Consider the following 26,558-nt stretch of genomic DNA (forward strand, 5'->3'; position numbering starts at 1 on the left):
TGGGGGGACGATGGAATCTTTGGTGCGCGTAGGTGTGTTAGACCAGGTCAGAGCGACCGTGGCGCCCTGGCAGGGTGCCACGATCATGTCGCTGGTGGCCGGGGTGTTCGGAGGCCGGGCGCAGGGCGTGCCGCGGCAGTGGACGCACCTGCTGGCGACGGGGTCGGGCGAGATGGTCCGGCCGCTGTTCGCGCGGGGTGCTCCCGCGTTGCCGGACTGCCTGGTCCCGCTCGGCGGGGACATCGGTGAGCAGCTCGACCGAATCGGTGACACCTCGGTCGAGACATTGCTCTCCGAAATGGAGAAGGAATCTTGCGGTTTTATTCCGGAGGTGTGGCAACCGATTGTCCGTCGACCGGCGGAATTCATTTCCGGATACCACCGGCTGCTGGCCGGCGTGTGGTCCGCGTTCGCTCCGATCTGGAAGCGGGCAGGACCGTTGCTCGGCCGCGAGACCGAACGGGTGGGGACGGCGGTGGTGAGCGGTGCGCTCGACGTCGTCCTCACGGGCATCGGTCCGCGCTGCCGGTTCTCCGGCGGCGCGCTGCGGCTACCGGACCCGTGTCCGAGGGACGTGGATCTCGCCGGACGCAGGCTTGTTTTCGTGCCGCTGGTGTCCGGCGTGCACGGGTGCGCGTTCGACCTGGACGGCGCCGACCGGGTCTGGGTCGGCTACCCGTTGCCGGGGCTGGGCACGCTGTGGGGCGACGAGCCGCTGACGGACCCGGCGTCCGACCCGCTGGCTCTGCTGCTCGGCCCGGCCAGGGCGGCGTTGCTGCGGTACGCGGAACGCGGCATCACGATGGGGGAGACCGCGATCCTGCTGCGGTGCACCGCGGGCACGGCGACCTACCACTGCGGACAGCTGGAGGCGGCGAACCTGGTGCGTCGCGAACGGCGGGGCCGCGAGGTGCGGTTACAGCGGACGAATCGGGGTGACGCCCTGCTGGAGCTGCTCGCCTGACTCCTCGATCTTCTGCCGGACGGTGCCGGCACTGTCGTGCCGCAGATCCTCGAACAGGACCAAGGCCCGCTGCCACGTGCGGCGGGCCGCGGCCACCTCCCCTGCCGCGCGCTGCGCGTCACCCAGCCGGTCCAGTGTGGCCGCCTGCTCGAAGCGGTCGCCCAGTTCGCCGAGCAGGTCGGCTGACCGCTGGTAGGCGTCGATCGCCCTGCGGTGGTCACCGAGCTGGTGGTGGATGACGCCGATGCTGTCCAGGGTGTGCGCCTCGCCTGACCGGTCGTCGAGCCGGCGGTGCAGGAACAACGAGCGTTCGCAGTGGGCGACCCCGTCCCGGTGCCGCCCGAGTCTGGACAGGTACAGGCCCACGGCGTTGAGCGCGCTCGCCTCGCCCGCCAGGTGTCCGGAGGTCTCGAACAACGCGACCGCGGCGCGACCGTGTGTCAACGCCTCGTCCCAGCGTGACGTCAGGTCGAACAGCAACCCGAGGCCGCGGTGGGCCCGTGCCTGACCGGGGCCGTCACCGAGCCGCCGGTACAGCTCGATCGACGCCAGCAGGTGGCGTTCCGACTCGTCGAAGTCGCGCACCTCGGATCTGGCGTGCCCGATCATGTGGTGGATGCGCGCCTGAGCGTCCAGGTCGCCGAGCGCCCTGGCGGCGGCCAGCGCGGTGTGCTGCATGTCGGTGAGGTCCTGCCACCGGGCCAACCGGCCCAGGTACATCGCCATCGCCCACGGCAGCTGCCAAGCCTGCGCGGGGAATCCTTGGCCGCGTGCCAGCTTCGGCAACACCGATAGCACCTGCTCCTCGGCCTCGAACCACGCCCACGCTTCCGTGTGATTCCCAAGCTCCTCCGGTTCCACGCCGGGCACCGGCTCGTCGAGCGTGAGCCCGTCCCGCCACGGATGCAGCACCGCTGACGCGGTGATGGCGGTGTGCGTGTAGTGGTCGAAGAGCCTGGGCAGCGCCTGCCTGCGCTCCTCCGGTTCGACCTGCTCCACCGCGTACGCGCGCAGCAGGTCGTGGAAGACGAACCGGCCGGGATGGTGCTCGGTCAGCAGGTGTGCCTTCGTCAGTTCGTCGAGCGCTGCGCGGGTCTCGTCGCCGGACAGCCCGGCGAGGCTCGCCGCCGCGCGCCAGGAGATCTCCGGGCCGGGGTGCACCCCCAGCAACCGGAACATCCGAGCGGCCTCGGCGCCCAACTGGCGGTAGGACCACCAGAACACGTTGCGGACGCTCGTCACCGGGTCGCCTGTGTCCAAAGCGTCCAGAAGAGTCGTGTCGTCGCCGAGTTCGCTGGCCAGCGTTCGCAACGGGAAGACGGGATCGTGCACCGCTCGCGCCGACACGATCGCCAGTGCCAGAGGCAACCTGGCGCACATGGTGATCAGGTCGTCCACGGCGGCGGGATCGGCTGCGACTCGGTGGTGGCCGAGGTGTTCGACCATCATCGCCCGCGCTTCGCCCAGGTCGAGCGTGTCGAGGACGAGTGGCCGGGCGCACTCGCCCGCGACGAGGCTGGTGAGCCGATCGCGGCTGGTGATCATGACGTGACAGTGCGACGTGCCGGGCAGCAACGGTCGCACCTGGTCGCTGTCGCGCGCGTTGTCCAGCAGCAACAGCACTTTCCGCTCGGCCAGCAGGCCGCGGTACAGCGCGGCCTGTGCGTCCGGGGACGGGGGGATCTTGTCCGGTGGTACGTCCAGCGCGCTGAGGAACCCGCGGATCACCTCGGCCGGTGCCGTCGGCTCGCGCGACGGGTCGAAGCCGTGCAGGTTCACGTACAGCTGGCCGTCCGGAGAGCGGTCCGCCATCAGGTGCGACCAGTGCACCGCCAACGTCGTCTTGCCGACGCCCGCGGTGCCGATGATCGCGGTGATCTTCACCCTCGACGCGTCGTGGTCCAGCGCCGACAGCTGGGCCAGCTCCTCGCCGCGTCCGACGAAGTGAGGCGTGTGCGCAGGTAGCTGCCTCGGCGCGCGCACCGAGGTGGCAGCGGCGGACGGCTGCGTGGTGACCGGGGACGGTGCCGGTTCGGCCCGGAGGATCTGGAGGTGCAACTCCCGCAGCGGCGCGCTCGGGTCGATTCCCTGCTGACTCGACAACAGCCGGCGCACGGACTGGTAGGCGTGCAACGCCTCGGCTTGCCGGCCGGAGTGGTAGTGCGCCCGCATCAACTGGCTCCACAGGCGTTCCCGCAGCGGGTGCTGCCGGGTCAGGGCGAGCAGTTCACCGACGACCGCGTCGTGCAGGCCGCGTGCCAGGTCCGCCTCGATGCGGTTCTCCAGGATGGAGAGCCGGTGCTCCTCGAGCGTGGGAACGAACTCGCGCTGCAGTGCCTCGGAAGGGATTCCGGTCAGCGGCTCGCCCCGCCAGAGGCCGAGCGCCTCGCCCAGCACCTCGCTGGCCTCGTCGACGCTTCCCCGATCCAGCAGGGACTTCCCGTGCCGGCCCAGCTTCTCGAAACGCTCCAGGTCGAGCGCGTCCTCCGCGACCTCGATCAGGTAGCCGTTCGCGCAGGTGACGATGATGTCCCTGGCACCCAGTGACTGGCGCAGGCGCTGCACGTAGCTGTGGACGGTGCGGCGAGCGCGTCCGTTCGATGAATCACCCCAGAGGCGCTTCACCAGCACGTCCACGGACACGACGCGGTTGGCTTCGACGAGCAGGGCGGCCAGCAGGACGCGGAGCTTGGGTGATCCCGGCGACACGGGCACGCCGTCCCGGACGATGTCGAGTGGACCGAGCAACGCGAACTCGAAACGCGATTCCACCCCACGCCTCCGTAGCAGTGCGCGTGTACGAACCAGGCCACAGTGTACGTGCGGTTTCGGCCACGTCCGGGCCCGATCCCGTCTCGGTGATATCGTTCTCGCAGGTGGCGCACTTCGTTGGCGCGCCTGGACAACCCACCACGGAAGTGCGAGCCTCGTGCCGATGTACATCGCTGTTTACTGCGGAAGCCTCGCCACCGTTCCCCAGAGCTACGTCGACCTCGCCGCCGAGGTCGGGCGCCAGATCGCGGCACGCGGCTGGCACCTCGTGTGGGGTGGCGGGCAGACGTCGATGATGGGCGCGGTGGCGCGCGAGGCCAGGGCAGGTGGCGCGCACACCTACGGCGTGATCCCGAAGGGCCTCGCCACCAGGGAGATCGCCGACCGCGACTCGACCGAGCTGCACGTCGTCGACACCATGCGCGAGCGCAAGAAGATGATGGACGACAAGGCGGACGCGTTCCTCACGCTGCCCGGCGGGATCGGTACCGCCGAGGAGTTCTTCGAGGTGTGGACCGCGGGTGTGCTCGGCATGCACGGCAAGCCCGTGGTGCTGCTGGACGTCGACAACCACTACAAGGGGCTCGTCGAGTGGCTGACCGAGTTGCGGGACAAGGGTTTCGTCTCGCACGCCGCGTTGAAGTCGCTGATCGTCACGGACGACGTGTCAGTCGCCCTTGACGCTTGCGTCGTCTAGTCCCTTGGTCTGAGCGAGGAACTCGGTCTCCGGCAGGAGGTCCGGTAGCGGGCGGTACGGCGTCGCCGTCACCTCGAACCGCTTGCCGGACACCACCCTGCCCTGCCAGGAGCCCGCTATCTCGCCGTCCACCAGGATCGCGCCGCGCCGGCCGAGGATGCGGAAGATGTCCTTCTGCGCCGCCTTGTCGGGCAGGAGGAGGTCCCGGTCGCGGGCTTGCAGGTACGGGTCGGTCGGCGGGAGCAGACGGACGTCCGGGGGTTCGGCGTCGACGATCTCCAGGTCCTCCGGCAGCCAGGCCTTCTGCCCGTCGACGGTCACCTCGACGAGACCGTCCTTCGGCCAGCGCTTCTTGACCTCCCGGGTGCTCGTGCCGAAGTAACTGGCCACTTCGGACGGTCCCGCCGGGCCGTGCAGGGTCAGGTAGCGGTGCACCAGTTCGTCGAAGCCCGCCGTCTTGCGCGGGACGCCCGGCCAGCCGTGGATGCGTTCGAACGTCACGGTCTTCTCCTCCGGGATGATCCGGAGGCCCGCGGGCAGCGCGCCCAGGCGGAAGATCGGGTCGCTCACGTGCTCGGTCTGGCAGCCCCGGCACGGTTCGACCGTCTGCTTCGGTGCCAGCGGGGTCAGCGCCCTGCTCACCTCGCCCTTGGCCATCGGCTTCGTGACGATGGACCGCATGGCGGTGGCGATGTGCCGCAGCGCGTCCAGCAGGTCGTCGGCCTTCGGGCGTGCGGCCCTGGCTCGGGCGTCGGCGTCGCTCCACGGCCACAGCGCGCGGGAGAACGCTTTCAGCTCGCCCGCCCGGTGCAGGTGCGGGGCACCGCGCACGGACCAGGTCACGACGAAGTCGTCCACCTTCGGCTCAGCGAGACGGGCGGCGAGACTCAGCAGGGCCGAGCCGGAGGTGTTGTCCTGGACGCCCAGGGAGAACACCGCCAACTCGGCCGCGTCACTGATCCGCCGGTCCAGTTCGTGCTGATGGATCCGGTGGAGGAGCACCTGCTGCCGGGTGAGGTCCACCCGCACATTCTTACGCCTTCGGAACCGTGAGGCTCGACGGTCCGAAGGTGACGGTTGAGCCGCGAGTTGATTCCGTGAGATAACGCGGGTCCACCGTGTCGATCACCAGTGCGATCCGGTTGCCCGCGCCGACGTTCCACGCGGTCGGTTCGAGCTCCACGTCGAGCGTCTGCGTGCGGCCCGCGCCGGTCACCTTCACCGGCTTGTGCGTGATCAGCGCGCCGAGGCCGAGCGGGCCGACCTCGTACAGGTACGCGAACAACGTCGTCGTCTCCGCACTCGGCGTGACCTGCAGCTTGAGCTTGGGCGTGCCGGCGAGCGTCGCACCGCCCGGGTACTGCGGTCCGCTCCACACACCCGCGACGTTGCGGTCGACGAACGGCAGCGACACCCCGGTCGGGATGTTCAGGAACCCTTGCAGCGCACCGGAGAGCAGGATTGTGCCGCTGTCCGCGACCGTGCCCCAGCCCGCGTGGATCTTCTTCGGGTCGAGCTGCACGGTGTCCGCGTTGGCGTTGGGCCACGCGCCGAACGTCCGCCACGCGCCGCCGTTGTTGGGCTTGAGCCGCACCGGCTGCTCGGCGTCGATGCCGTTGGCCGTGCCCTTGACGTAGCGGTCGAACCAGCGGCCGACCGACTCCCAGATCTCGTTGGGCAGACCCGCCGCGCCGAACAGTTCGGCGGTGGCGTGGTCGCCCGGCGAGAGCATGAGCCGCTTCGGGCCCGTGAGCCTGCCGTAGAAGTCCGCGATCTGGCCCGGCGCGAAGATGCCGTCGTTCCAGGCGTTGCCGAGCATGACGGCGGTGCCGTTGGCGTTGATCTGGGCGATCTTCGACGCTGCGGAGCGTTCCGCGGAGATCGGCACGACCTCCCAGAACCTGCCGTCGCGGTACGCGTCCTCCGCTTCCTGGAGAACGGGGCCGGGACGTCCGGTGGCCTTGCCCGCCGCCAGCAGGACCTCGACGGCCTGCTTGTTCACGGTGCTGTTCGGGTAGAGCGAGCGGGCCAGGTCGGTCCACGTGCTCAGCGCGGCCGCGGCCTTGATGCGCCGGTCACTCGCCGCCGCCAGCAGGGACTGCCCGGCGCCGTAGGAGATCCCGGCCGCGCCGACCTTGGTGCCGTCGGCGTGCGCGTTCGCGATGGCCCAGTCGATGACCAAGCTGACGTCACCGACGGTCTCGGGCCCGGCGACGTCGATCGTGCCGCCCGAGTCCCAGAAGCCGCGGCTGGTGTAGCTGACCACGACGTACCCGGACTGCTTGGCGAGCTTGGCCGCCGCGCCGACGTACTCGATGTTGGGAACCGCCCAGCTGGACGGCATGACGAGCAGCGGGAACGGGCCGCTGCCCTGTCCGGTCGGCTCGACGACGAGGGCCTTCAGGACCGTGCCGCCGACGCCGGGGATGGACCGGTACGAGATCTGGTGTCCCGGGGCCGCCGTGGCGGCAACCGGAGCACCGAGCAGGGTTGAGAGGAGTACCAGGACTAAAACAAGTGATCGTCGCACTCTGGTCCTCCTTGACCATGACGTAGATCACACAGGGTTGTTACTGGGGAGTAAAGCAGGTTGCTACTCGTGGGTAGCAAGAGGCTGTGAGCCAGGTCACCGTTCTGGCCCCTGTCTACGCTGGGTGGCGTGAACCGATTCCGCGTCACTGAGCTGCCGAAAGACCGCGTGCTGGTCGTTGCGCATCTGACCAGCACGGACGCCGTGGCGGGGGCGGTGGAGGCCGGTGCCGACGTCGTCGAGTTCGACGGCGAGCTGGAATTGCCGTCGCTGTCCGAAACGTTGGACGTGGTGACGATCCCCGGAGGGGACGAGGACTTCACGCTGGCGGCTGCCACAGTCGCTGCGATGTCCGGAGCACGCGCCGTTCGTGCGACTGACGTACGGCAGGCGAGGAAGGTCGTGGAGATGGTGGCGAGCGTGATGGGGACCCGTCCGCCGGTCCGGGCGATGCGGGCGCTCGCCTGATGCTGCCCTCCGTCGAAGCCTGGTTCGCCTCGCACACCTGGCAGCAGCCGTCCTGGACCGTCGACGAGCTGGTCGCGTTGAAGCGCGGCCGGACGGTGTCCGTGGTGCTGCCCGCGTTGAACGAGGAGGAGACCGTCGGGGCCGTGGTCTCCGTGGTCCGGCCGCTGCTCGGGACGCTCGTGGACGAGCTGGTGGTGATGGACTCCGGGTCGACCGACGAGACCGTCTCCGTGGCTGCCGCGGCCGGCGCTCGGGTCGTGCTGCGCGAGGACGTCGTGCCGTGGATTCCGCCGTTGCCCGGCAAGGGCGAGGTGCTGTGGCGGTCGCTGGCCGCGACCTCCGGGGACCTGATCGTCTTCCTCGACTCCGACCTGGTGGACCCGGAGACGGCGTTCGTCACGGCGTTGCTGGGGCCGTTGCTGCTGGACGGCGGTGTGCACCTGGTGAAGGGCTTCTACCGGCGGCCGTTGCGGCTGGAGAGCTCCGGCGGTGGACGGGTGACCGAGCTGGTGGCGCGGCCGTTGCTGAACACCCTGCGGCCCGAGCTTTCCGGTGTGGTGCAGCCACTCGGTGGCGAGTACGCGGCGACCCGGTCCTTTTTGGAGTCGGTGCCCTTCGCCGCCGGGTACGGCGTGGAGATCGGCTTGTTGCTGGACGTGCACCGGATGCACGGGCTTTCCGCGCTGGCGCAGGTGAACCTGGGCGTGCGCAAGCACCGGAACCGGTCGTTGCTGCAACTCGGGGCGATGTCGTCGCAGATCATGGGAACGGCGCTGGCCCGGTGCGGGGTGTCCGCGGAGTCGGGGCCGTTGACGCAGTTCGTGCAGGTCGGCGGGGAGTGGCTACCCGACTCGACCGACGTGCTCGTGGCTGATCGGCCGCCGATGATGCACGTGGTCGAACAGGGCTAGCTGCTCCTCGCGGTGCGTCACGACCAGGGCGGTGCCCCGGCAGTGGTCGAGGACCTTGGCGAGCGCGCGGTCGGCCTGCTCCGGATCCAGGCCTTCCGTGGGTTCGTCCAGGAGCAGGACCTCCGGGTTCGCCAGCACCGATCTGGTGAGGATCAGGCGTTGCCGTTGGCCGCCCGAGATCTCCTCGCCGCGTTCGCCGACGACCTGGTCCCAGTCGAGGTCCAGTTCGGCGATCCCGGCGGCCCGGTCGAGTTCTTCCTGCGTGGCATCGGGTTTGGCCAGCAGGACGTTCGTGCGGACCGTGGTGTGGAAGACGTGCGCGTCGGCCAACGCGCCCTTGCTGGGTTCCAGCTCGCGGGCGATGGCGTTGAGCAACGTGGTCTTGCCCGCGCCGCTCGGGCCGACGATCGCCGTCCTGCCGTTGAGGCCCGGGGCCTGCGTGGTGTGCGTGGGCTCGGGTTCGTCGGTGGGTTCCGGCAGTGGCTTGGTGAGCGCGGCGAGCGGGATGGTGATCTCGAACGTGGCGACGGCGGCCATGATCAGCCACGCCGGTTCGTGCTGGGCGAGCAGGAGCAGTGCCGTGCCGAACTGGACGGCGATCGCCAGCGGGGTCAGGTCTCGCGTGCGTTCGGCCCGGGACAGTTCTTTCGCGGTTCTCGTGGCGGCAAGGAGTTTCTCGTCGAACAGGCCGTAGGCGACGAGTTCTTCTTTGCTGTGGACCAGTTCCGTGGTTTGTTCGGTCAGCCTGGCGCGCAACGGGGTGAGATCCTTCGGCCCGCGGAGCGCGAGTCGGGGGAACAGCGCGAGGTTGATCAGCAGGCCCGCGACCAACGGCAGCGAGAAGCCCGAGGCCGCCGCGACGACGGCGCCGACCACGACCGCGGTGATCCACGGGAGGGTGGCGCGGAGCCTGGTGTCGAGGTGCTGGTCGACGTTCGTGACGATGCGGGTCAGGGCCGTGCCGGACGGGACGTGCCTGCGGTGCGCGAGGTCGTCGTAGACCTTGCCGCGCAGTTCGACGGCCTCGCTGAGCACGGCTTTGTGGCTGGTCAGGCGTTCGAGGTAGCGCAGGGCCCCCTTGGCGAGCGCGAGGGTGCGGACCGCGACGATCGCCACGGTCAGCGCCTGCATCGGCGGGTGCTCGGCGGCGCGCATGATCAGCCACGTCGCGGTCGCGGTGAGGCCGACGCCGGCCAGTTCGGCGAGGGTGCCGACGAGGATCGCGAGTCTCATACCCGGACCACCCTGTCGACCTCGCCGAGCACTGTTTCGCGGTGCGCCACGATCACGGCCGTGCGACCTCGGGTGAACTCACGCGTTGCTTCCAGCACAAGGGATTCCGTCTCCGCGTCGAGGTGTGCGGTCGGTTCGTCCAGCAGGAAGAGCCCCGCCTGACGCCGGTCCAGGGCGTTGGCCAGTGCGACCCGCTGCTGCTCGCCGGACGAGAGGTTGGCCGGGACGAGCGTGGGGCGTTGCGGCATCCACGCCAGCGCGGCCAGCCACTGCCGTTGGTCGATGTCGTTCAGGTCGACGCCACCGACGGTGATGCGGCCGTGGTCGGGTCGCACGAACCCCAGCAGCAGCGCGAGAATCGTGCTCTTGCCGGCACCGCTCGGGCCGACCAGAGCGATCCGGTCGCCGGGCTGGATTCGCAGTGAGAAGTCGCTGAGGCTGCGCACGCTCACGCCGTCGAACACGATCTCGGCGTGGGCCAGATCCGGCGGTGCCTGGCCGGTGGTGTCCTCGTGGGTGGGGACTTTGGCGAGCACCTCTCGGCCCTGCGCGCTCGCGTGGTACTGCGCTCCGGCCGCCCGGAGTGGCAGAAAAGCTTCTGGGGCAAGGAAGAGCACGAGCAGTGCGGTGTGCAGTGGCACTCCGCCGTCGAGCAGCCTCAGGCCCACGGGCACGGCGACGAGCGCGACCGACATGGTGGCCACGAGCTCCAGCACGAACGCGCTCAGGAACGCGACTCGGAGCGCGGACATCGTCTCGGTCATGTGCTGTGCGGCCAGCTTGCGCACGGTCGTGGACTGCGCCTCGGCCCGCCCGAACGCCCGCAACGTGCCGATTCCCTTGACCACGTCGAGGAAGTGGCCGCCGAGCGTCGCCAGCGCGTCCCACTGGCGGGCCGTGCGTTCGCGGGTGTGCGCGCCGACCAGCGCACCGAAGATCGGGATCAACGGCAGCGTCGCGAGGATCGTCAGGGCCGCGGCGAGGTCGGCGAACGCCAGCCTGATCACCACCGCGAGAGGCACGACCACGGCCAGGACCTGTTGAGGCAGATACCCGACGACGTAGGGCGTCACGTCGTGCACGCCCCGCGTGACCAGCGTGGCGACCTCGCCGGCCTTGGTGCCGGGCTTCCGCAGGAACGCCTCACGCAGCCGTGCGCGAGTGCGTTCAGCAGCCCGATGCGCCCACGCGCGGTGCAGCCACCACACCAGCACCCTGGCACCGATCACCAGACCCAGTAGGAGGAACCCCGTGCCGCCGCTGAGCACCGACGCCAGGAGCTCGGCCTGGGCCAGCACCAGGAACGGGACCGGGATCAGCGCGAGGAGATGGCGACGATCGACCATTGCAGCACCACCACCAGCGGGATGACCGGGATCGCGACCCACGCGAGCAGGCCGAGCGTGTCGGAGTGGGCCATGAGCCCGGTGACGTCGATCGAGCTGAACGCCAGCGGGATCGGCAGCGCGCACAGAGCCGCGGTGACGGGGAACAGCTTCCAGAGCCGGTTCTGGAACACCCAGCCGTGCACCGCGAACAGCACCGGCATGATCAGCGCCACCGGCCAGGGCGCTTCGAGCAGGTGCGCCAGGAACAGCCCCCAGCCCACGGACACCATCAGCGCGCCCGTGAACACGAGCCACCACCAGAGCCGTAGCTGCACGGCCGCCATGAACAGCACCAGCCCGGCCAGGAGCAGCGTGAACGTGCTGTGCGCGCCGGAGAGCAGCTCGCCTTCGAGGCGCGGGAAGGCCGCGAACAGCACGCCGATCGCGGCGACCAGCCAGACCTCGTTGCCCAGGAAGAACGGGTTCATGAGACGAGACGTCTCGTCTCGTTTCGGCAGGACCAGCAGCAGACCGGAGCCGTAGTCGAACCCGGCCAGCGCGAAGTACCCGACGGTGAGAACACCGAGCACGGTCAACCAGAGAGCTTCCATCAGAGAGTCACCACCATCGGCGAAACGGGAGCCGGCGCCACGTCCGGACCACGACGGACCGCACGTGCGATCAACGCCCAGTCCACACAGGCCAGCACCACGAACAGGAACGTGAACACGACGAGCGACAACAGGATCTGCGAAGCGTCCACATGCGACACCGCGTCCTCGGTCCGCAACAGCCCGTAGATCAGCCAGGGCTGCCGCCCGATCTCCCGGAACATCCACCCGAAGATCGCGGCGGCGAACGGCAGCGGAATGCCGATCATCATGAGGTACAGCGGAAAGCGCAGCCGGATCACGGCGTCCTTGATGAGCAACGGCAGCGTGAGCCAGCTGACCGCCGTCAACGCCATCCCGATGAGGATCATGAACCCGAGCGGCGCGCCGATCCACGGCGCCGCCTCGGTCTTGCCCGGCTGGTACTGCGAGATCACCGGGAACTGCGCGAACCCCGCGCCGATCAACGTGGGGGTGGCCAGCGCCGTCGTCACCACGCCCATCCGCAGCGAACGGCGGAAGAAGTCGACCTCGGGCGTCCGCTTGATGAAGTGGTACGCCGAGACACCGGTCATGAACACGCCGCCGACCGTGATCGACGCGAAGACCACATGTGTCAGCGCCGAGGTGAACGTCGGGTTGGTCAGCAACGCGCCGAAGTCGTCCAGCCGCAACACGTTCCCGTCGACCCGGTAGCCGACGGGGTGCTGCAGGAAGCCGTTCGCGGCCATGATCCAGAACGCCGAGGCGAACGCGGTCAGCGCCGTCAGGTACAGCAACGCGAGGTGCAGCCAGCGGTGGAGCTTGCCCCAGCCGAAGATCCACAGGCCGAGGAACGTCGACTCCAGGAAGAACGCGATGAGCGTCTCCAGCGCGAGCGGCGCCCCGAACACGTCGCCGGCGTAGGTGGCGAGGCCCGACCAGTTCAGCCCGAACTGGAACTCCATCACGATGCCGGTGACGATCCCGAGCGCGTAGTTGATCACGTAGATCCGGCCCCAGAACCGCGTCATCCGCTCGTGCACGGGCAGGCCGGTGATCGTGAACCTCGTCTGCATGACCACCAGCAGCGTGACCAGGCCCAGGGTGAGCAGCACGAACAGGAAGTGGAACGACGTGGTCGTCGCGAACTGGAGGCGGGCGAGGTCTACGGCACTCATGAGTAGGGAAGGTATGTGTAGCCCGGCTACTTATTAAGGCCTGAAAGCGCATCTCAGGGGGATCTCAGGGCTGACCCTGACGGAGGATTTCAGGGGATACTCCGAGGGCCTGGATCAGTAGACTCGCTACCCATGAAGCCCGACGCGCTACGAGGCCACCTGGACGCGTTGCTGCTCGCGACGCTGGACGGCAGGCAGTTGCACGGCTACGCGATCATCGAGGCGTTGCAGCAGGGCAGCGGGGGTGCGCTGGACCTCCCGACGGGCACGGTCTACCCCGCGTTGAGACGGCTGGAGCGGGCGGGGCACGTCACCAGCGACTGGAGCACGGTCGGTGGCCGCAAGCGCCGCACCTACAAGCTCACACAGGCGGGACAGCGGGCGTTGAGCGCCGAACGCAACGCGTGGCGCGAGTTCACGACGGTCATCGACGGGGTGCTGGGAGGTGGTGGCACATGGGCACAGACGTGATCGAGCGGTACGTGACTGATCTCGGGTCACGGTTGCAGGGCTCGCGCAAGCAGGTGCGCGACCTCCTCACGGAGACCCGTGACAGCCTCACCGACGCCACCGAGGCGCATCTCGACGACGGGCTGACCGAGGTGGAGGCCCAGGAGCGCGCGGTCGAGGAGTTCGGGCCGGTGCGCGAGATCGCCCACGAGTACCAGGCCGAGCTGGCCGTCGCCTATGGCACGCGCACGCTCGTCTGGCTCGCGATCGTGCTGCCGTTGATGCACATGGCGTGGGAGTACGGCCGGATGTTGCTCATCGGTCCGTGGCAGGACTTCGGCACGATGCCGCCGGCCTGGTACCTGTTCGTCGCCAAGGCCAACGACCTGACCAGCGGCATCGCATCCGGCGTGGCGTTGGTGGTGTTGGTCCTCGGCCGGGTCCTCGCCCGCAAGTACGACACGAGGCTGCTCGCCAAGGTCGGCGCGGGGGTCGCGCTCACGGCCGTCGGCGCCGTGCTGCTGGGCAACCTCTCGATCATCGCCGCCACCGCGCACCTCGATCCGGCACGGCTGGTGCAGTCGTTGCCGATGAGCGTCGCGAGCCTGATCTCCTGGATCGTGATCATTCGGCTCGGTCTGCTCGCTCGCCGCAGCCTGAGCTGTGCCACGATCGTCGCGTGACCAACGCCCTGATCTACCTGATCGTGATGATCGCCGTCGCGGCAGTGGTGTTCCTGCTCGCGGCGTTGGTGTTCGGGCGCGGCGAGGAGCTCGCGCCCCTGCCGCCCGGCGCCTCGCCCACGAGGCTGCCGTCCGACGACATCACCGAGGACGACGTCCGCGAGCTGAAGTTCCAGCAGGTCTTCCGCGGCTACAAGATGACCGAGGTCGACTGGGCGTTGCAGCGGCTCGCGACCGAGGTCGAGACGCTGCGGGCGCGCGTCGCCGAACTGGAGCGACTGGAGACCAGTGAACACGGATCTTGAGCTGACCGTCGAGGTCGCGGCACCGCCCGACACGATCTTCCGGGCCATGACCGACTGGGAACGCCAGTCGGAGTGGGTGTTCGGCACCACCGTGAAGGTGGTCGAGGGCGACGGGAAGTCGGTCGGCAGCGAGATCGACGCCGTCACGTTCGGCGTCTCCGACCGGATGCGGATCACGCGCTGGGACCCGCCGCACGCCGTCGAGGTGCTCCACCTCGGCAAGGTCGTGAAGGGCACCGGTGTGTTCGCCGTGCGCGGCAGCCGGTTCGTGTGGAGCGAGAGTCTCGACGTGCCGTTCTTCTACCCGGTGGTGAAGCCGCTCTTCGTCGTGATGCTGCGCCGCTCGCTGCGACGCTTCGCCCGGTTTGCCGAGGGCTACCGGTGATCGTTCGCTGTCCGTGGGGCGACTCGACCCCGGACTACGCCGAGTACCACGACACCGAGTGGGGCGTGGAGCTGCACGGCACTCCCGAGCTCTACGAGCGGATGTCGTTGGAGGCGTTCCAGTCCGGGCTGTCGTGGATCACGATCCTGCGCAAGCGGCCGGCGTTCCGGGCCGCGTTCGGCGACTTCGACCCGAAGCTGGTCGCGGAGTTCGGCCCGGCCGACGTGGAACGGCTGATGGCCGACGCGGGCATCGTCCGGAACCGGCTCAAGATCGACGCCGCGATCCACAACGCCCGGCTGATCGTCGCGGAGGCCGTCGACCTGGACGCACTGCTGTGGTCGTTCGCGCCCGCCCGCCACAAGCGGCCGAAGACGTTCGCGGACGTGCCGGCCATCACGGACGAGTCGAAGGCGATGGCCAAGGAACTGAAGAAGCGCGGCTTCAAGTTCCTCGGCCCCACCACGTGCTACGCGCTGATGCAGGCAACCGGCATGGTCGACGACCACATCTCGACGTGCTACCGCGCCACTAGCGCCCGATGAACTTCGGCGCCCGCTTGTTCACGAAGGCGTCGACCGCCTCGCGGTGATCCTCGGTCGCGCCGCAGTCGGCCTGGGTGCGGCGCTCCGCTTCGAGCGCGTCCTCCAGCGTCCCGTCCGCCGCCGCGGCCAGCGCTTCCTTGATCTTCGCGTACGCCGTCGTCGGCCCGGCGGCGAGCTTCGCGGCCAGCAGGTGCGCGGTGGACAGCAGTTCGGAGTCCGGCACGACCTGGTTGACCATGCCGACCCGCAACGCCTCCTCGGCGCCGACGGGCTGCGCGAGCAGCATCATCTCCATCGCTCGGCCGTGCCCGATCAGCCGCGGCAGCGTGTACGACGCGCCGGAGTCCGCGGTCAGGCCGACGTTCGCGAAGGCCATCAGGAACTTGGCCGACTGGCCCGCGATGCGCAGGTCGGCGGCGTAGGCGAACGACGCGCCCGCACCCGCCGCGCTGCCGTTGACCGCGGCGATCACCGGCTTCGGCATGCCGATCAGCTCTCGCACGATCGGGTTGTAGTGCTTCTCGACGGTGTGCAGCGGCGCGGGATCACCGGCCTGTAGCAACCCGATGTGCTCCTTGAGGTCCTGGCCCGCGCAGAACGCCCGGCCGGCACCCGTGATCACCACCGCGCGCACCGACTCGTCCGCCGCCGCGTCCTGGAGCGCGGCGAGGAACGCCACCTTCAGCGTGACGGTGAAGGCGTTGAACGACTCGGGGCGGTTGAACGTGAGCGTGCGCACACCATCGGCGTCTTCGACGAGGAGCTCGGACACTGGACCTCCATCAAGCTGTGGAAACGTTGCGCACCGGCCGCAGGCACTCGTCGACGAAACGACTCGTGCCCGGTGCCAGCCGCAGTGTCTGTTCGTCGAAGAACGACGCTGCCGCGTGCCCCGGCCAGTCCGGTGGCAACAGTTCAGCAGGAAGACCGGGATCGCGGAACAGGAACTTCCGCCACGCGTGCAGCAGCCGCTGTGACGCGGCGAACGCGGTCGCGTCGTCGGTTTCGTCCACAACGGACACCGTCTCGTGCCAGTGCGCGACGAACCCGGCGTAGTCGCGGCCCAGTTCGGCCAGGTCCCACGCCTTCGCCGCGAGCTCGGCATCGCCACCGTCGTGTGAACCGTGAAAAGTTCGTGCGGCGACCTGCTCGGCCGCCAGCACGTCGGCCAGCTCGGCCGAGGGCCGGGGAGCGATCCACGTCACAGGACCGAGCGCGCCGTAACCGAGCAGTTGCAGTTCGGACGCCAGGTGATCGCGCGAGTCGCGGCCCGGCATCTCCTCCAGCACCACCACGTGCCAGCGACCGTCCCACGTGGACGGCCCGGTGCGGTAGATGCGGGCAGCGGCCTCGTCGAGCCGCCGTTCCCCGCGGGGTGTCATGGCGTATCCGGGCCCGTCAGGAAGCCGTGAGGGCTGCAACCAGCCCTGCCGGACCGTGCGGGACACAGCCGTGCGGACAGCCGGCGCGGCGAAACCCAGGGGCTCCAGCAGCCGGACGAGCGCGGCGATGGTGGCGGCGCCACCGCGATCGCGAAGGTGGCCGCCGTAGACGTCGAAGAGCGCGGAACGGGCTCGCACCCGGCCCAGTCTGTCACGACACGGCAGGGCGTGCCCAAAGTGTTGCCTAGTCGCGAAAACGGGTGCTGATCAGGGACAAGCCAAGATCGACAAACATCACCCGGACTCGCCAAAAGATCGGTTCGGTTTCGCCCCTGAGTCGCCATAGGGGAGAATGGAGCAGATCCGGCCTGGCCGGACGGGGAAGATGTTGACGATGGGAGCACGCGATGGCGGCCATGAAGCCCCGGACCGGTGACGGTCCCCTCGAGGTGACCAAGGAGGGACGCGGCATCGTCATGCGCGTTCCGCTCGAGGGTGGTGGGCGCCTCGTCGTCGAGATGTCGGCCGACGAGGCCAGCGCTCTGGGCGACGCGCTGAAGGCCGCCTCCGGCTGAGACCTCCCGGTGAGAAGCACGTGAAGCCCTGGTTTCCACAGTGGAGACCAGGGCATCGCTTCGTTCCGGCCGTGGGTCAGAATGAACGGTCGTTAATGCAATAGGGGAGGTCCAGCCGTGGCGTCGACGGTTCCGTCAGTGCCCACCAAGCTCGTGGACGTCGAGGTGGCCACCACCTCGCGCCGCAACGTTCCGGCGGTCGTGCTCGCGGCCACGGGACCGGCGCTGGGACCGGGCGGCGACGGCATCGACGTCTCCGACCTGACCGGCAAGGCCGGCGAGGCGGTGCGGCACGACGAGACCTGGACGCTCGGTGTCGGTACCGGCACGCTCGCCGACTACCGCACGGCCGGTGCGTCGCTCGTGCGCGCGTTGAGCGGGGACGACGCGCCGAAGACCGCCGACGTCATGCTGACCCCGGACTTCGACGCAGCCAAGGTGCGCGCGTTCGTGCTGGGCGCGGCGCTCGGTGGCTACCGCTTCAAGGTGACCGGTGAGGACGGCCCGAAGCGCGTCGGCTCGCTGCGGCTGATCACCGCCGACACCGGGTTCGAAGAGGTGCTCACGTCGGCCGCGCTGAAGGCCCACGCGCTCGCCACGGCGACGTCGCTGACGCGTGATCTCGCGAACACCCCGTCCAACGTCAAGGACCCGCGCTGGCTCGCGACGACTGCCGCCAGGCTGGCGGACAAGGTCGACGGGCTGAGCGCCACCGTGCGCGACGAGAAGTGGCTGGCACAGCAGGGCTTCGGCGGCGTGCTGGCGGTCGGCGGCGGCTCGGCCCGCCCGCCGCGCTTCCTGGAGCTGACCTACGGCACCACCGGCCCGCACCTGGTGTTCGTCGGCAAGGGCATCACGTTCGACACGGGCGGCATCTCGGTGAAGCCCGCCGACGGCATGCACCTCATGCGCACCGACATGGCGGGCGGCGCCGCGGTGATCTCCGCGCTGCTGGCCGTCGCGCGCCGGCGGCTGCCGGTCCGGGTCACCGGGCTCGTGCCGTGCGCGGAGAACCACGTCTCGGGCTCGGCGTACCGGCCGGGCGACGTCGTGCGCCACTACGGCGGCGCGACCACCGAGGTGCAGAACACCGACGCCGAGGGCCGCATGGTCCTGGCCGACGCGATGGCGTACGCGGTGAAGAACCTGAAGCCCGACCTGGTCGTGGACGTGGCGACGCTGACCGGCGCGATGAAGGTCTCGCTCGGCCTGCGCACGGGCGCGGTGTTCAGCGCGTCCGACGAGATCGCGGCCGAGGTCGTCGCCGCCGGTGCGAACGTCGGCGAGCAGTGGTGGCGGATGCCGTTGCTGGAGGAGCACGTCGGTGCCGTCGCCAGCGAGATCGCGGACTACAAGCAGTGCCCGCCCGGCCCCGGTGGCATCACGGCGGCGCTGTTCCTGCAGAAGTTCGCGGGCGACGTGCCGTGGGCGCACCTCGACATCGCTGGTCCGGCGCGGTCGGAGAAGGTCTACGACGAGGTCGTCGCAGGCGCGACGGGCTTCGGCGCGCGGACGCTGGTCGAGTTGGCTGAAAAATATTCGCGTTAACCTACGATCGGCCATACGAGACGGCGGCGTTCCACGGCATGATGTGAGCTCCTTCACAACGCCGTAGAGGAGCTCTCGTGTTACTCCGCCTGGCACTCGCCGTCTCGCTGGTCATAGCGTCGTTGTCCCCTGCCACGGCCGCGACGCCGTGGTGGGAACCGGTGGCGCGGCCCGCGCCGGACTCGCAGATCAACGTGACCGGAGAGCCGTTCAAGGGCGTCGACGGGCAGGGCAGGGTGCGCGGGTTCGTCGACGCGCACAACCACCTCATGACCAACGAGGGCTTCGGCGGCAAGCTGATCTGCGGCAAGCCGTTCTCCGAGCAGGGCATCGCGGACGCGTTGAAGGACTGCTCGGAGCACCACCCGGCGGGCCTCGGCGCGATCTTCGAGGCGATCGTGACGGGCGACCTCGACGGCCACGACCCGGTGGGCTGGCCGACGTTCAAGGACTGGCCGTCCTCCACGACGGTCTCGCACCAGCAGAACTACTACGCCTGGCTGGAACGGGCCTGGCGCGGCGGCCAGCGCGTGCTCGTGCAGGACCTGACGAGCAACGCCACGCTCTGCATCATCCACCCGTTCAAGGACAAGCCGTGCGACGAGATGCAGTCGGTCCGGCTGCAGGCCCAGCGCACCTACGAGCTGCAGGCGTTCGTCGACAAGCAGTTCGGCGGCGCGGGCAAGGGCTGGTTCCGCATCGTCACGTCGGCTGAACAGGCGCGGGACGTGATCCAGCAGGGCAAGCTCGCGGTGGTGCTCGGCATCGAGACCTCCGAGCTCTTCGGCTGCCGCACGTTCCTCGACATCCCGTTGTGCAACAAGACCGCTATCGACCGCGGCCTCGACGAGATGTACGCGCTCGGCGTGCGCAGCGCGTTCCTGTGCCACAAGTTCGACAACGCGCTGTGCGGCGTCCGGTTCGACTCGGGCACCCAGGGCGGCGTGATCAACGCGGGCCAGTTCCTGCGCACCGGCCAGTGGTGGCAGACCGAGGTCTGCAAGGGCCCGCAGCAGGACAACCCGATCGGCACCGTCGGCCCGAACGCGCTGATCCCCGCCTCCGCCGTCGCGCCGGCGTACGACCCGGCGAAGCGCTGCAACGTGCGCGGCCTGACGTCGCTCGGTGAGTACGCGGTGCAGGGCATGATGAAGCGGCACATGATGATCGAGATCGACCACATGAGCGTGAAGGCCGCGGGCCGGACGCTGGAGCTCGCCGCCCAGGCGAAGTACCCCGGCATCGTCTCGAGCCACAGCTGGATGGACGCCCAGTGGACCGAGAAGGTCTACCAGCTCGGCGGGTTCATCGCGGGCTACGAGAACGACCCCGGCGGTTACGTCTCGCAGGCCGCCGCCGCGGAACCGTTGCGGCGCAAGTACGACGTGGGCATCGGGTTCGGCTCCGACTACAACGGCGTCGGCTCGCACCCGGCCCCGCAGAGCGGCGTGACCTACCCGTTCCGCAGCTACCCGGACGGGCCGCTGGTCGACCGGCAGCGCACCGGCGAGCGCGTGTGGGACATCAACGTCGACGGCGGCGCGCACATCGGTCTGCTGCCGGACTGGGTCGAGAAGGTCCGTCAGCTCGGCGGTGACCAGCTCGTCCAGGACATGCTCGGTGGCGCCGAGTCGTACCTCAGGACGTGGAAGGGGACCCAGACCTGGTCCCGGTGACGCCGTGAGTCCTCAGGGCGTGGTCGCGGAACGCGCGGACGGCGGGTGGCAGCGGGTTGTCCCGCAGCCACGTCAGCCCGAAGATCCGGCCGGTCCGCGGCGTCAGTGACAGCTCCCGCAGGCCGGGAGGCGGCGCGAACTCGGCGTGGGTGAGCAGTGCCACGCCGAGTCCGTGCGCGACCAGGCCGCGCACGGTCTCGATCTCCTGGCACTCGAACACGTAGCGAGGCGTGATCCCGGCCGCGGCGCACATGTCGTCGGTGATCTGGCGCAGGCCGTAGCCGGGTTCCAGGGTGATCAGGTCCTCATCGGCCAGGTCCTCGATCCGCACGGCCCTGCGGGACTCCAGCCGGTGGCCCGACGGCACGACGACGATCAGCGGCTGCTCGAACACGACCACCGACTCGAACTCGGGCCCCTCCGGCGGCGGGGCGACCAGCGCCAGGTCGATCTCGCCGCTGACGAGCTTGGCGACCACGGCGTGACGGGCGTTCTGGACCAGGCCGAACCGCACGTGCGGGTGCTCGGCGCGGTAGCCGCGGACCAGTTCGGGCACGATCGCGCGGCCGAGCATGTGCAGGAAGCCCAGCACGACGCGGCCCTTCTCCGGGTCGAGTTCCTCCTCGACCTCGCGCAGACCCGGTTCCAGCGCGGCCAGCGAGCGGGTCGCCGCTTCGGCCAGCAACCGGCCCGGCCGCGTGAGGCGGACCCGCCTGCCGTTCTTCGCGATGATCGGCGTACCGAGCTGCTCACCGAGCTCGGCGATCCACCGGCTGACGGTGGGCTGGGGGAGGCCGAGGCGTTCTGCGACGCGAGTCACGTGCTCGTCCGCGGCAAGCGCTTTCAACATCGCCAGCTTCGGTGCCAGGTCCGATTCGTTCACGGATCGATTCTGGCGCATTTCCGTATTGGACGTATGGCTTAGCGTCAGTTGCGTGACCAGGTTGACCGCGTCCATCGCCGCTTCGGGGTTCGCGTGCTTCGCGCTGCTCTACACCCCGCAGGCGGTCATGCCGCAGATCGCGGCAGAGTTCGGGCTGGGGCCGGGCAGCGCGTCGCTCGCGCTCTCCGCCGCCACGCTCGCGCTGGCGGTGGTCGTCGTGCCGATCGCGATGCTGTCCGAACGGGTCGGGCGGCGTCCGGTGATCGTGGTCAGCGTGCTGGTGGCGGCGTTGCTCGGGCTCCTGCTCCCGTTCGCGCCGAACTACGAGGTGTTCCTGGTCCTGCGGGTGCTGCAGGGCGTCGCGGCGGCCGGGGTGCCCGCAGCGTCCATGGCCTACCTCGCGGACGAACTGGACAAGGGGAAGCTCGGCGCCGCCATGGGCGCGATGATCGCCGGGAACAGCCTGGGCGGCATGTCCGGGCGGCTCGTCACCGGCATGACCTCGGACTGGCTCGGATGGCGCGGCTCCGTGCTGCTGGCCGGTGCGTTCGGGCTGGTCGCGGCGCTGGTCGTGGTGTTCTTCCTGCCCAGGGCCAGCGCGATGCCGAAGCGGGCGCCGAGCGGCATGAAGGCAGCGCTGCGCGACCCGGTGCTGTTGTCGTTGTACGTCGTCGCCGTGCTGCTCGTGGGGACGTTCATCTCGTTCTACAACGTCGCGGGCTTCCAGCTCTCCGGTCCCGCCTGGCTCGAGACGCTGGTGTTCCTCTTCTACGGGTTCGGCAGCACCGCGGCGGCGTTCGCGGGCAGGCTCGCCGACCGGTTCGGCCGCGGCCGCGTGCTGCTGCTGTGCATCGGCGTGCTGGCTCTGGGCGCCCTGGCGAGCCTGGTGTGGGTGCCGCTCGGCCTCGCGATCGTCACCGCCGGGTTCTTCGCCTCGCACACCACGGCGAGCGGCTGGGTCGCCGCACGGGCTCCGTCGCACGCCCGTGGCCAGGCCTCGGGGCTCTACCTCGCCGGGTTCTACGTCGGCAGCAGCATCGGCGGGACGTCCGGCGCCACCGCGTACGAGGAGTGGGGCTGGGGCGGACTGGTCCTCGTACTGCTCGGCTGGCTGGCGCTGGCCGCGATGCTCGCTCAGAACTCCAGGGCGAGGGTGGCGCGCGAGTCGACGGCGGAGATGCTCGTCGTGCCGAGTCGCGGCAGGTCCAGCACCCCTTCGACCATGCCGACCGAGACCGAGCGGGTGTCCGCCGGCACCTCGACGACGACCGCGAACGGCAGCGGTCCGCCGTCGTAGCGGGCGCCGACCTGCCGGGCGGTCGAACCGTCCGGCAGCGTCACGGTGATCAGGTCCTTGGTCAGCAGGCCGCCCGCGGTGTCGGGCAGGTCGCCGGTCGCCTCGACCCGCACCTCCAGCAACGCCTTGTCCGGTCCGGAGATCGTGGCCACGTCGTACTGGCTCTCGCCGAGCTTGACCGGCCGCTGCCGGCCGAGCCGCACCCCGGTGATCTTCATGCCGAGCTCGCGGTCGCCGAAGCGGATCTTCTGCGTCTGCTCCTTGAACTGGGCCGGGGTGGCGGCGCGCTGCAAGACCGCCGGTGGGGTGTCGGAGCGCTTGCCGGACGGGATCTCGACGCGCTGGTCCAGCGACTTGGCGCCGAGCGTGCCGAGCGCGAGGTTCTCAGGGCCTTCCTGCGGGTCCGGCACGGTGTAGACGACGAAGACCGCGCCGTTGGCCGGCAGCCGGTCGGCCGGGAGGACCTGGCGCTTGCCGGGCACCTCCAGCGCGAGCTCGGAGGGTTGCGGGGCGAACCCCTGCCAGTTGGTGCGGTGGAAACCGCTGTCCGTCTCGTTGAGCTTCTCGACCTTCATCCGGACCACGCGCAGCCGTGAGCCGGTCTCGGCGCGCAGCGTGCCCTCGGAGGTGAACCAGATGTCCGGGTTCGCCCAGCCGGTGACCGTGGTGCTGAGCAGGTCGTCGCGCAGCTTGATCTCGGTGTTGCCGAGGCCCAGGTCGTGGTTGGAGCGCTTGCCGTCGTCGGGCAGCACGGCCAGGAAGTCGCGTCCGGCCGTCATGTCCTGTTGCTTGGACGGGTCGAACTCCTTGCCATCGGTGCGCACGAGCATCCCGCCCGGCGTGCTGCGGTTGCCCTTCTCCGGCACCTGCGGCGACTGCACCTCGTAACGGACCTCATCATCCGTCTTGGTGACTTCCTTGATCGGCACGGGCACCCAGTCGGTGCCGGCGCCGGTGCCGGGAACCTGGACCGGCCCGCACCACAGCCGCTTGTCGACCTCGGACTCGAGGCCCGTCTTCGAGAACCAGCAGCTGACCGCGGCGGCGCCCGCCCGCGCGACGTAGCCGTACTCCAGCGTGTAGGCGAGCTGGGCCTCCGCCTGCGACTGCAGTTCGGAGGCCTCGGCGAGCTTCTTGCCCTCGATCGTCGGCTGCAGCGCCGCCGGCTGGGTGGCGGGAGCTGAGGTCGCGCATCCGGTCACCGCGAGGAGGACCGTCAGACCCAGCACCGCACAACGCACAGTCCTCGTGCCCCTAACCAGTTGAAGTCACAACGTCACTACTGGTTAAAGGCGGTGCTCACTCTTCCGGGTTGCCCTGGTGGAGTGTGACTCAGATCACACTGCGGTACACCTCGACGGTCTGCGCGGCCATCGTCGACCACGAGAACTCCTGCTCAGCCCGCGTGCGTCCGGCCGCTCCGAAGCGTCGGGCGCGATCGGAGTCTGTGACCAGTTCGTTGATCGATTCGGCGAGCTGGTGTCGATATGTCGACAAATCATGCTCGTCGTAGTGGACGAGAAGGCCCGTCTCGTCGTGCACGACGACCTCGGGGATGCCGCCGACGTCACTCGCGACGACCGCGGTGCCGCACGCCATCGCCTCCAGGTTCACGATGCCCAGCGGTTCGTAGACCGACGGGCACACGAACACCGTCGCGTGGCTCAGGATCTGCCGGACCTCGGCGGGCTGCAGCATCTTCTGGATCCAGAACACGCCGGGCCGTTTCTCGGACAGCTCGCTGACCGCCTGCCGGATCTCCTCGGCGATCTCCGGCGTGTCCGGAGCTCCGGCGCACAGGACGATCTGCGCTTCCGGGTCGATCTGGTGCGCCGCGGCCACGAGGTGGCTCAAACCTTTTTGGCGGGTGATCCTTCCCACGAAGGCCACGATCGGCTTCGCGGGATCGATTCCACGGGACGTCAGGGCGTCCGTTCCGGTGACGGGGCGGTACGCGTCGCTGTCGATCCCGTTGCGCACGACGTGGACCTTGGAGGGGTCGAGAGCGGGGTAGGCGTCGAGCACGTCGGCCCGCATCCCGTCGCTCACGGCGATGACCGCGTCGGCGTGTTCGTACGCCGTGCGCTCGGCCCAGGAGGAGATCCGGTACCCGCCACCGAGCTGCTCGGCCTTCCACGGCCGGCGCGGTTCCAGCGAGTGCGCCGTCACCACGTGGGGGATCCCGTGCAGGAGTTTGCCCAGGTGACCGCCCATGTTGGCGTACCAGGTGTGCGAATGGACGAGGCTCGCGCCGGAGACCGCCGCGGCCATCTCGAGGTCGACCGCGAGGGTCGTGAGGGCCGCGTTCGCCTGCTCCAGGCTGTGCGGGGGGTTGTGAGCCGTCGCGTCGGATCTCGGCGCACCGAAGCAGTGCACGTCGACGTCCACGAGCTCGCGGAGGTGGGGCACGAGGAAACCCACGTGCACACCAGCACCGCCGTACACCTCTGGCGGATATTCCCGGGTCAGCAGCGCAACTCGCACGCACCCACCGTAGATCACAGACGTAGGTGTTGGGACGAACCGGTTTGCGTCTGGTTCGAAAACGATCGCACGGATAGGGTCACATGCTGTGAAGGGGCAGCCGCACGTTCTCGGAATTGTGCTTGCCGGTGGTGAAGGCAAGCGCCTGTGGCCACTGACGGCCGACCGCGCGAAACCGGCTGTGCCCTTCGGGGGCAACTACCGGCTGGTCGACTTCGTGCTGTCGAACCTGGTCAACGCGGGGCTCGCGAAGCTCTGCGTGCTGACGCAGTACAAGTCGCACTCACTGGACCGCCACATCTCGACGACGTGGCGCCTGTCCAATGTGCTCGGTCAGTACGTGACCCCGGTCCCGGCCCAGCAACGCCTGGGCCCGCGCTGGTACACGGGCTCGGCCGACGCGATCTTCCAGTCGTTGAACCTGGTCCACGACGAGAAGCCCGACCACGTGGTCATCTTCGGAGCCGACCACGTGTACCGGATGGACCCCGGCCAGATGATCTCGCAGCACGTCGAGTCCGGGGCGGCCGTGACCGTCGCCGGGATCCGGGTGCCGCGGAACGAGGCCAAGGCGTTCGGGTGCATCGACTCCGATGCCTCGGGCAAGATCACCCGGTTCCTGGAGAAGCCGTCCGAGCCGCCGCACGTGCCGGACGATCCTGACGTGACGTTCGCGTCCATGGGCAACTACGTGTTCACGACCGAGGCGTTGCTGGACGCTTTGCGCGGAGACGCGTTGAACCCCGACTCGGACCACGACATGGGTGGCGACATCATCCCCATGCTCGTGGACCGGGGTAAGGCGCACGTCTACGACTTCCAGGACAACGAGGTTCCCGGAGCCACCGATCGGGATCGCGGGTACTGGCGGGACGTCGGGACCATCGACGCCTACTACGACGCTCACATGGACCTGGTTTCGGTCCATCCGATTTTCAACCTCTACAACCAGTTGTGGCCTATTCGGACTGCCACTCCGCCGTTGCCGCCGGCCAAGTTCATCGCCGGAGGGTCTGCGGAGGACTCGATGGTGGGGCCCGGGGCGATCATCTCCGGGAAGATCCACGGGTCTGTGGTCTCTTCCGACGTGATCGTCGAGGTCGGGTCCGTGGTGCAGGGGTCGGTGTTGTTGCCCGGGGTTCGGATCGGCAAGGGTGCTGTGGTTCGGCGGGCTATTTTGGACAAGAACGTTGTTGTGCCTGATGGGGCGTTGATCGGTGTGGATGCTCCTATGGATCGGGAGCGGTACACGGTTTCTGCTTCTGGGGTGACTGTTCTTGGGAAGGGTGTTCGGGCTTACTGAGCGCGGCTTCCGGCGGGTGGTCGCCTTTGCGGTCCGCTGACCTTGCGGGTGGTCGCCTTGCGTTCCGCGACCTTGCGCTCCGCGACCAGGCGGGTGGTCGCCTTGCGTTCCGCGACCTTGCGCTCCGCGACCAGGCGGGTGGTCGCCTTGCGTTCCGCGACCAGGCGGGTGGTCACCTTGCGAGTGGCGGGTCGCTGCTGCGTGCTTCCCCTGGGGCTCTGCCCCAGACCCCGGCAATCTGATCAGGGGGCCCGCGCCGCCCGTAGGTAGATGGCACGCCTGTTGCGTTGGGCGGCTGCCTGTTGCTTAGTTTGGTTGCGTTGGCGGTGGGGTCCCATCACGAGTCACACCAAGAGCGGGCCACATGC

General features: G+C 69.3%; 25 protein-coding genes and 1 pseudogene. 14 read left to right on the forward strand and 12 right to left on the reverse strand.

The window, feature by feature from the left end; translation table 11 throughout:
* The first annotated feature begins 58 nt into the window (after nucleotides 1-58).
* Nucleotides 59-964, forward strand: a complete 906-nt coding sequence (locus tag PV646_RS15570) for a hypothetical protein (protein WP_500342172.1) — start codon at nucleotides 59-61, stop codon at nucleotides 962-964.
* Here PV646_RS15570 and PV646_RS15575 read toward each other — a convergent pair.
* On the reverse strand, nucleotides 917-3,736 hold the full coding sequence (locus PV646_RS15575; RefSeq protein ID WP_500342173.1) for an AfsR/SARP family transcriptional regulator: 2,820 nt from the start codon (nucleotides 3,734-3,736) through the stop codon (nucleotides 917-919). The two genes, PV646_RS15570 and PV646_RS15575, sit on opposite strands and share 48 nt — an antisense overlap.
* 163 nt (nucleotides 3,737-3,899) lie before the next feature.
* Between PV646_RS15575 and PV646_RS15580 the strand changes: the two genes are divergently transcribed.
* Complete coding sequence (locus PV646_RS15580; RefSeq protein ID WP_500342174.1) at nucleotides 3,900-4,433, forward strand: LOG family protein; 534 nt, start codon at nucleotides 3,900-3,902, stop codon at nucleotides 4,431-4,433.
* On the opposite strand, the gene PV646_RS15585 is transcribed toward PV646_RS15580, so the two are convergent.
* Nucleotides 4,404-5,456, reverse strand: coding sequence for a winged helix DNA-binding domain-containing protein (locus PV646_RS15585; RefSeq protein ID WP_500342175.1), 1,053 nt, complete (start codon nucleotides 5,454-5,456; stop codon nucleotides 4,404-4,406). The genes PV646_RS15580 and PV646_RS15585 overlap by 30 nt on opposite strands.
* Nucleotides 5,457-5,466: 10 nt before the next feature.
* Entirely contained in the window at nucleotides 5,467-6,963 is a 1,497-nt protein-coding gene (locus PV646_RS15590) for a CocE/NonD family hydrolase (RefSeq protein WP_500342176.1), read from the reverse strand.
* Between the two features lie 129 nt (nucleotides 6,964-7,092).
* Between PV646_RS15590 and PV646_RS15595 the strand changes: the two genes are divergently transcribed.
* Both PV646_RS15595 and PV646_RS15600 read left to right on the forward strand, forming a co-directional pair.
* The gene (locus PV646_RS15595; RefSeq protein ID WP_500342177.1) at nucleotides 7,093-7,431 is read left to right on the forward strand and encodes a hypothetical protein; all 339 of its coding nucleotides are present in this window, start codon (nucleotides 7,093-7,095) and stop codon (nucleotides 7,429-7,431) included.
* Nucleotides 7,431-8,342, forward strand: a complete 912-nt coding sequence (locus PV646_RS15600; protein WP_500342178.1) for a glucosyl-3-phosphoglycerate synthase — start codon at nucleotides 7,431-7,433, stop codon at nucleotides 8,340-8,342. Before PV646_RS15595 ends, PV646_RS15600 begins: the two co-directional genes overlap by 1 nt.
* On the opposite strand, the gene PV646_RS15605 is transcribed toward PV646_RS15600, so the two are convergent.
* Genes PV646_RS15605 through PV646_RS15620 form a run of 4 tightly spaced genes read right to left on the reverse strand, consistent with a single transcriptional unit; the run spans nucleotide 8,274 to nucleotide 12,674 of the window.
* Nucleotides 8,274-9,575 (reverse strand): amino acid ABC transporter ATP-binding/permease protein, encoded by a 1,302-nt coding sequence (locus PV646_RS15605; RefSeq protein WP_500342179.1) that lies wholly within the window; start codon nucleotides 9,573-9,575, stop codon nucleotides 8,274-8,276. The two genes, PV646_RS15600 and PV646_RS15605, sit on opposite strands and share 69 nt — an antisense overlap.
* The gene (locus PV646_RS15610; protein WP_500342180.1) at nucleotides 9,572-10,921 is read right to left on the reverse strand and encodes an ABC transporter ATP-binding protein/permease; all 1,350 of its coding nucleotides are present in this window, start codon (nucleotides 10,919-10,921) and stop codon (nucleotides 9,572-9,574) included. Before PV646_RS15610 ends, PV646_RS15605 begins: the two co-directional genes overlap by 4 nt.
* Complete coding sequence (locus PV646_RS15615; RefSeq protein ID WP_500342181.1) at nucleotides 10,891-11,514, reverse strand: cytochrome d ubiquinol oxidase subunit II; 624 nt, start codon at nucleotides 11,512-11,514, stop codon at nucleotides 10,891-10,893. The genes PV646_RS15610 and PV646_RS15615 overlap by 31 nt, the downstream gene beginning before the upstream one ends.
* The gene (locus PV646_RS15620) at nucleotides 11,514-12,674 is read right to left on the reverse strand and encodes a cytochrome ubiquinol oxidase subunit I (RefSeq protein WP_500342182.1); all 1,161 of its coding nucleotides are present in this window, start codon (nucleotides 12,672-12,674) and stop codon (nucleotides 11,514-11,516) included. Before PV646_RS15620 ends, PV646_RS15615 begins: the two co-directional genes overlap by 1 nt.
* A 132-nt stretch (nucleotides 12,675-12,806) precedes the next feature.
* On the opposite strand from PV646_RS15620, the gene PV646_RS15625 reads away from it, so the two are divergent.
* Genes PV646_RS15625 through PV646_RS15645 form a run of 5 tightly spaced genes read left to right on the forward strand, consistent with a single transcriptional unit; the run spans nucleotide 12,807 to nucleotide 15,042 of the window.
* A complete protein-coding gene (locus tag PV646_RS15625; RefSeq protein ID WP_500342184.1) occupies nucleotides 12,807-13,145 on the forward strand; it encodes a PadR family transcriptional regulator in 339 nt (112 codons plus the stop codon).
* Nucleotides 13,130-13,807 (forward strand): permease prefix domain 1-containing protein, encoded by a 678-nt coding sequence (locus tag PV646_RS15630; protein ID WP_500342185.1) that lies wholly within the window; start codon nucleotides 13,130-13,132, stop codon nucleotides 13,805-13,807. Before PV646_RS15625 ends, PV646_RS15630 begins: the two co-directional genes overlap by 16 nt.
* Nucleotides 13,804-14,112, forward strand: a complete 309-nt coding sequence (locus PV646_RS15635; RefSeq protein WP_500342187.1) for a DivIVA domain-containing protein — start codon at nucleotides 13,804-13,806, stop codon at nucleotides 14,110-14,112. The genes PV646_RS15630 and PV646_RS15635 overlap by 4 nt, the downstream gene beginning before the upstream one ends.
* Complete coding sequence (locus PV646_RS15640) at nucleotides 14,096-14,497, forward strand: SRPBCC family protein (protein ID WP_500342188.1); 402 nt, start codon at nucleotides 14,096-14,098, stop codon at nucleotides 14,495-14,497. The genes PV646_RS15635 and PV646_RS15640 overlap by 17 nt, the downstream gene beginning before the upstream one ends.
* Complete coding sequence (locus PV646_RS15645) at nucleotides 14,494-15,042, forward strand: DNA-3-methyladenine glycosylase I (protein WP_500342190.1); 549 nt, start codon at nucleotides 14,494-14,496, stop codon at nucleotides 15,040-15,042. The genes PV646_RS15640 and PV646_RS15645 overlap by 4 nt, the downstream gene beginning before the upstream one ends.
* On the opposite strand, the gene PV646_RS15650 is transcribed toward PV646_RS15645, so the two are convergent.
* On the reverse strand, nucleotides 15,029-15,814 hold the full coding sequence (locus PV646_RS15650; RefSeq protein WP_500342192.1) for an enoyl-CoA hydratase-related protein: 786 nt from the start codon (nucleotides 15,812-15,814) through the stop codon (nucleotides 15,029-15,031). The two genes, PV646_RS15645 and PV646_RS15650, sit on opposite strands and share 14 nt — an antisense overlap.
* Before the next feature lie 10 nt (nucleotides 15,815-15,824).
* The gene (locus PV646_RS15655; RefSeq protein ID WP_500342194.1) at nucleotides 15,825-16,622 is read right to left on the reverse strand and encodes a PaaX family transcriptional regulator; all 798 of its coding nucleotides are present in this window, start codon (nucleotides 16,620-16,622) and stop codon (nucleotides 15,825-15,827) included.
* A gap of 209 nt (nucleotides 16,623-16,831) precedes the next feature.
* On the opposite strand from PV646_RS15655, the gene PV646_RS15660 reads away from it, so the two are divergent.
* From PV646_RS15660 to PV646_RS15670, 3 genes and pseudogenes are all read left to right on the forward strand, one after another.
* Nucleotides 16,832-16,999 carry a DUF3117 domain-containing protein gene (locus tag PV646_RS15660; RefSeq protein ID WP_382434034.1) on the forward strand — a complete coding sequence of 56 codons (168 nt, stop codon included), beginning with the start codon at nucleotides 16,832-16,834 and terminating at the stop codon, nucleotides 16,997-16,999.
* Between the two features lie 138 nt (nucleotides 17,000-17,137).
* On the forward strand, nucleotides 17,138-18,547 hold the full coding sequence (locus PV646_RS15665) for a leucyl aminopeptidase family protein (protein ID WP_500342196.1): 1,410 nt from the start codon (nucleotides 17,138-17,140) through the stop codon (nucleotides 18,545-18,547).
* 77 nt (nucleotides 18,548-18,624) lie between these two features.
* Nucleotides 18,625-20,208: pseudogene (locus PV646_RS15670) on the forward strand (amidohydrolase family protein); the annotation flags it as partial.
* Here PV646_RS15670 and PV646_RS15675 read toward each other — a convergent pair.
* Nucleotides 20,186-21,181, reverse strand: coding sequence for a LysR family transcriptional regulator (locus PV646_RS15675; RefSeq protein WP_500342199.1), 996 nt, complete (start codon nucleotides 21,179-21,181; stop codon nucleotides 20,186-20,188). The pseudogene PV646_RS15670 and the gene PV646_RS15675 sit on opposite strands and share 23 nt — an antisense overlap.
* Here PV646_RS15675 and PV646_RS15680 point away from each other — a divergent pair.
* Complete coding sequence (locus tag PV646_RS15680) at nucleotides 21,159-22,403, forward strand: MFS transporter (RefSeq protein ID WP_500342200.1); 1,245 nt, start codon at nucleotides 21,159-21,161, stop codon at nucleotides 22,401-22,403. The genes PV646_RS15675 and PV646_RS15680 overlap by 23 nt on opposite strands.
* A 1,332-nt stretch (nucleotides 22,404-23,735) precedes the next feature.
* Here PV646_RS15680 and glgA read toward each other — a convergent pair.
* A complete protein-coding gene (gene glgA / locus PV646_RS15685; protein WP_500342202.1) occupies nucleotides 23,736-24,887 on the reverse strand; it encodes a glycogen synthase in 1,152 nt (383 codons plus the stop codon).
* Between the two features lie 88 nt (nucleotides 24,888-24,975).
* On the opposite strand from glgA, the gene glgC reads away from it, so the two are divergent.
* Nucleotides 24,976-26,190 carry a glucose-1-phosphate adenylyltransferase gene (gene glgC / locus PV646_RS15690; protein WP_500342204.1) on the forward strand — a complete coding sequence of 405 codons (1,215 nt, stop codon included), beginning with the start codon at nucleotides 24,976-24,978 and terminating at the stop codon, nucleotides 26,188-26,190.
* Here glgC and PV646_RS15695 read toward each other — a convergent pair.
* Nucleotides 26,184-26,366 (reverse strand): hypothetical protein, encoded by a 183-nt coding sequence (locus PV646_RS15695; RefSeq protein WP_500342207.1) that lies wholly within the window; start codon nucleotides 26,364-26,366, stop codon nucleotides 26,184-26,186. The two genes, glgC and PV646_RS15695, sit on opposite strands and share 7 nt — an antisense overlap.
* Nucleotides 26,367-26,558: the final 192 nt, after the last annotated feature.

The sequence above is a fragment of the Streptomyces sp. ID05-26A genome (assembly GCF_033794685.1).
GTDB lineage: Bacteria > Actinomycetota > Actinomycetes > Mycobacteriales > Pseudonocardiaceae > Lentzea.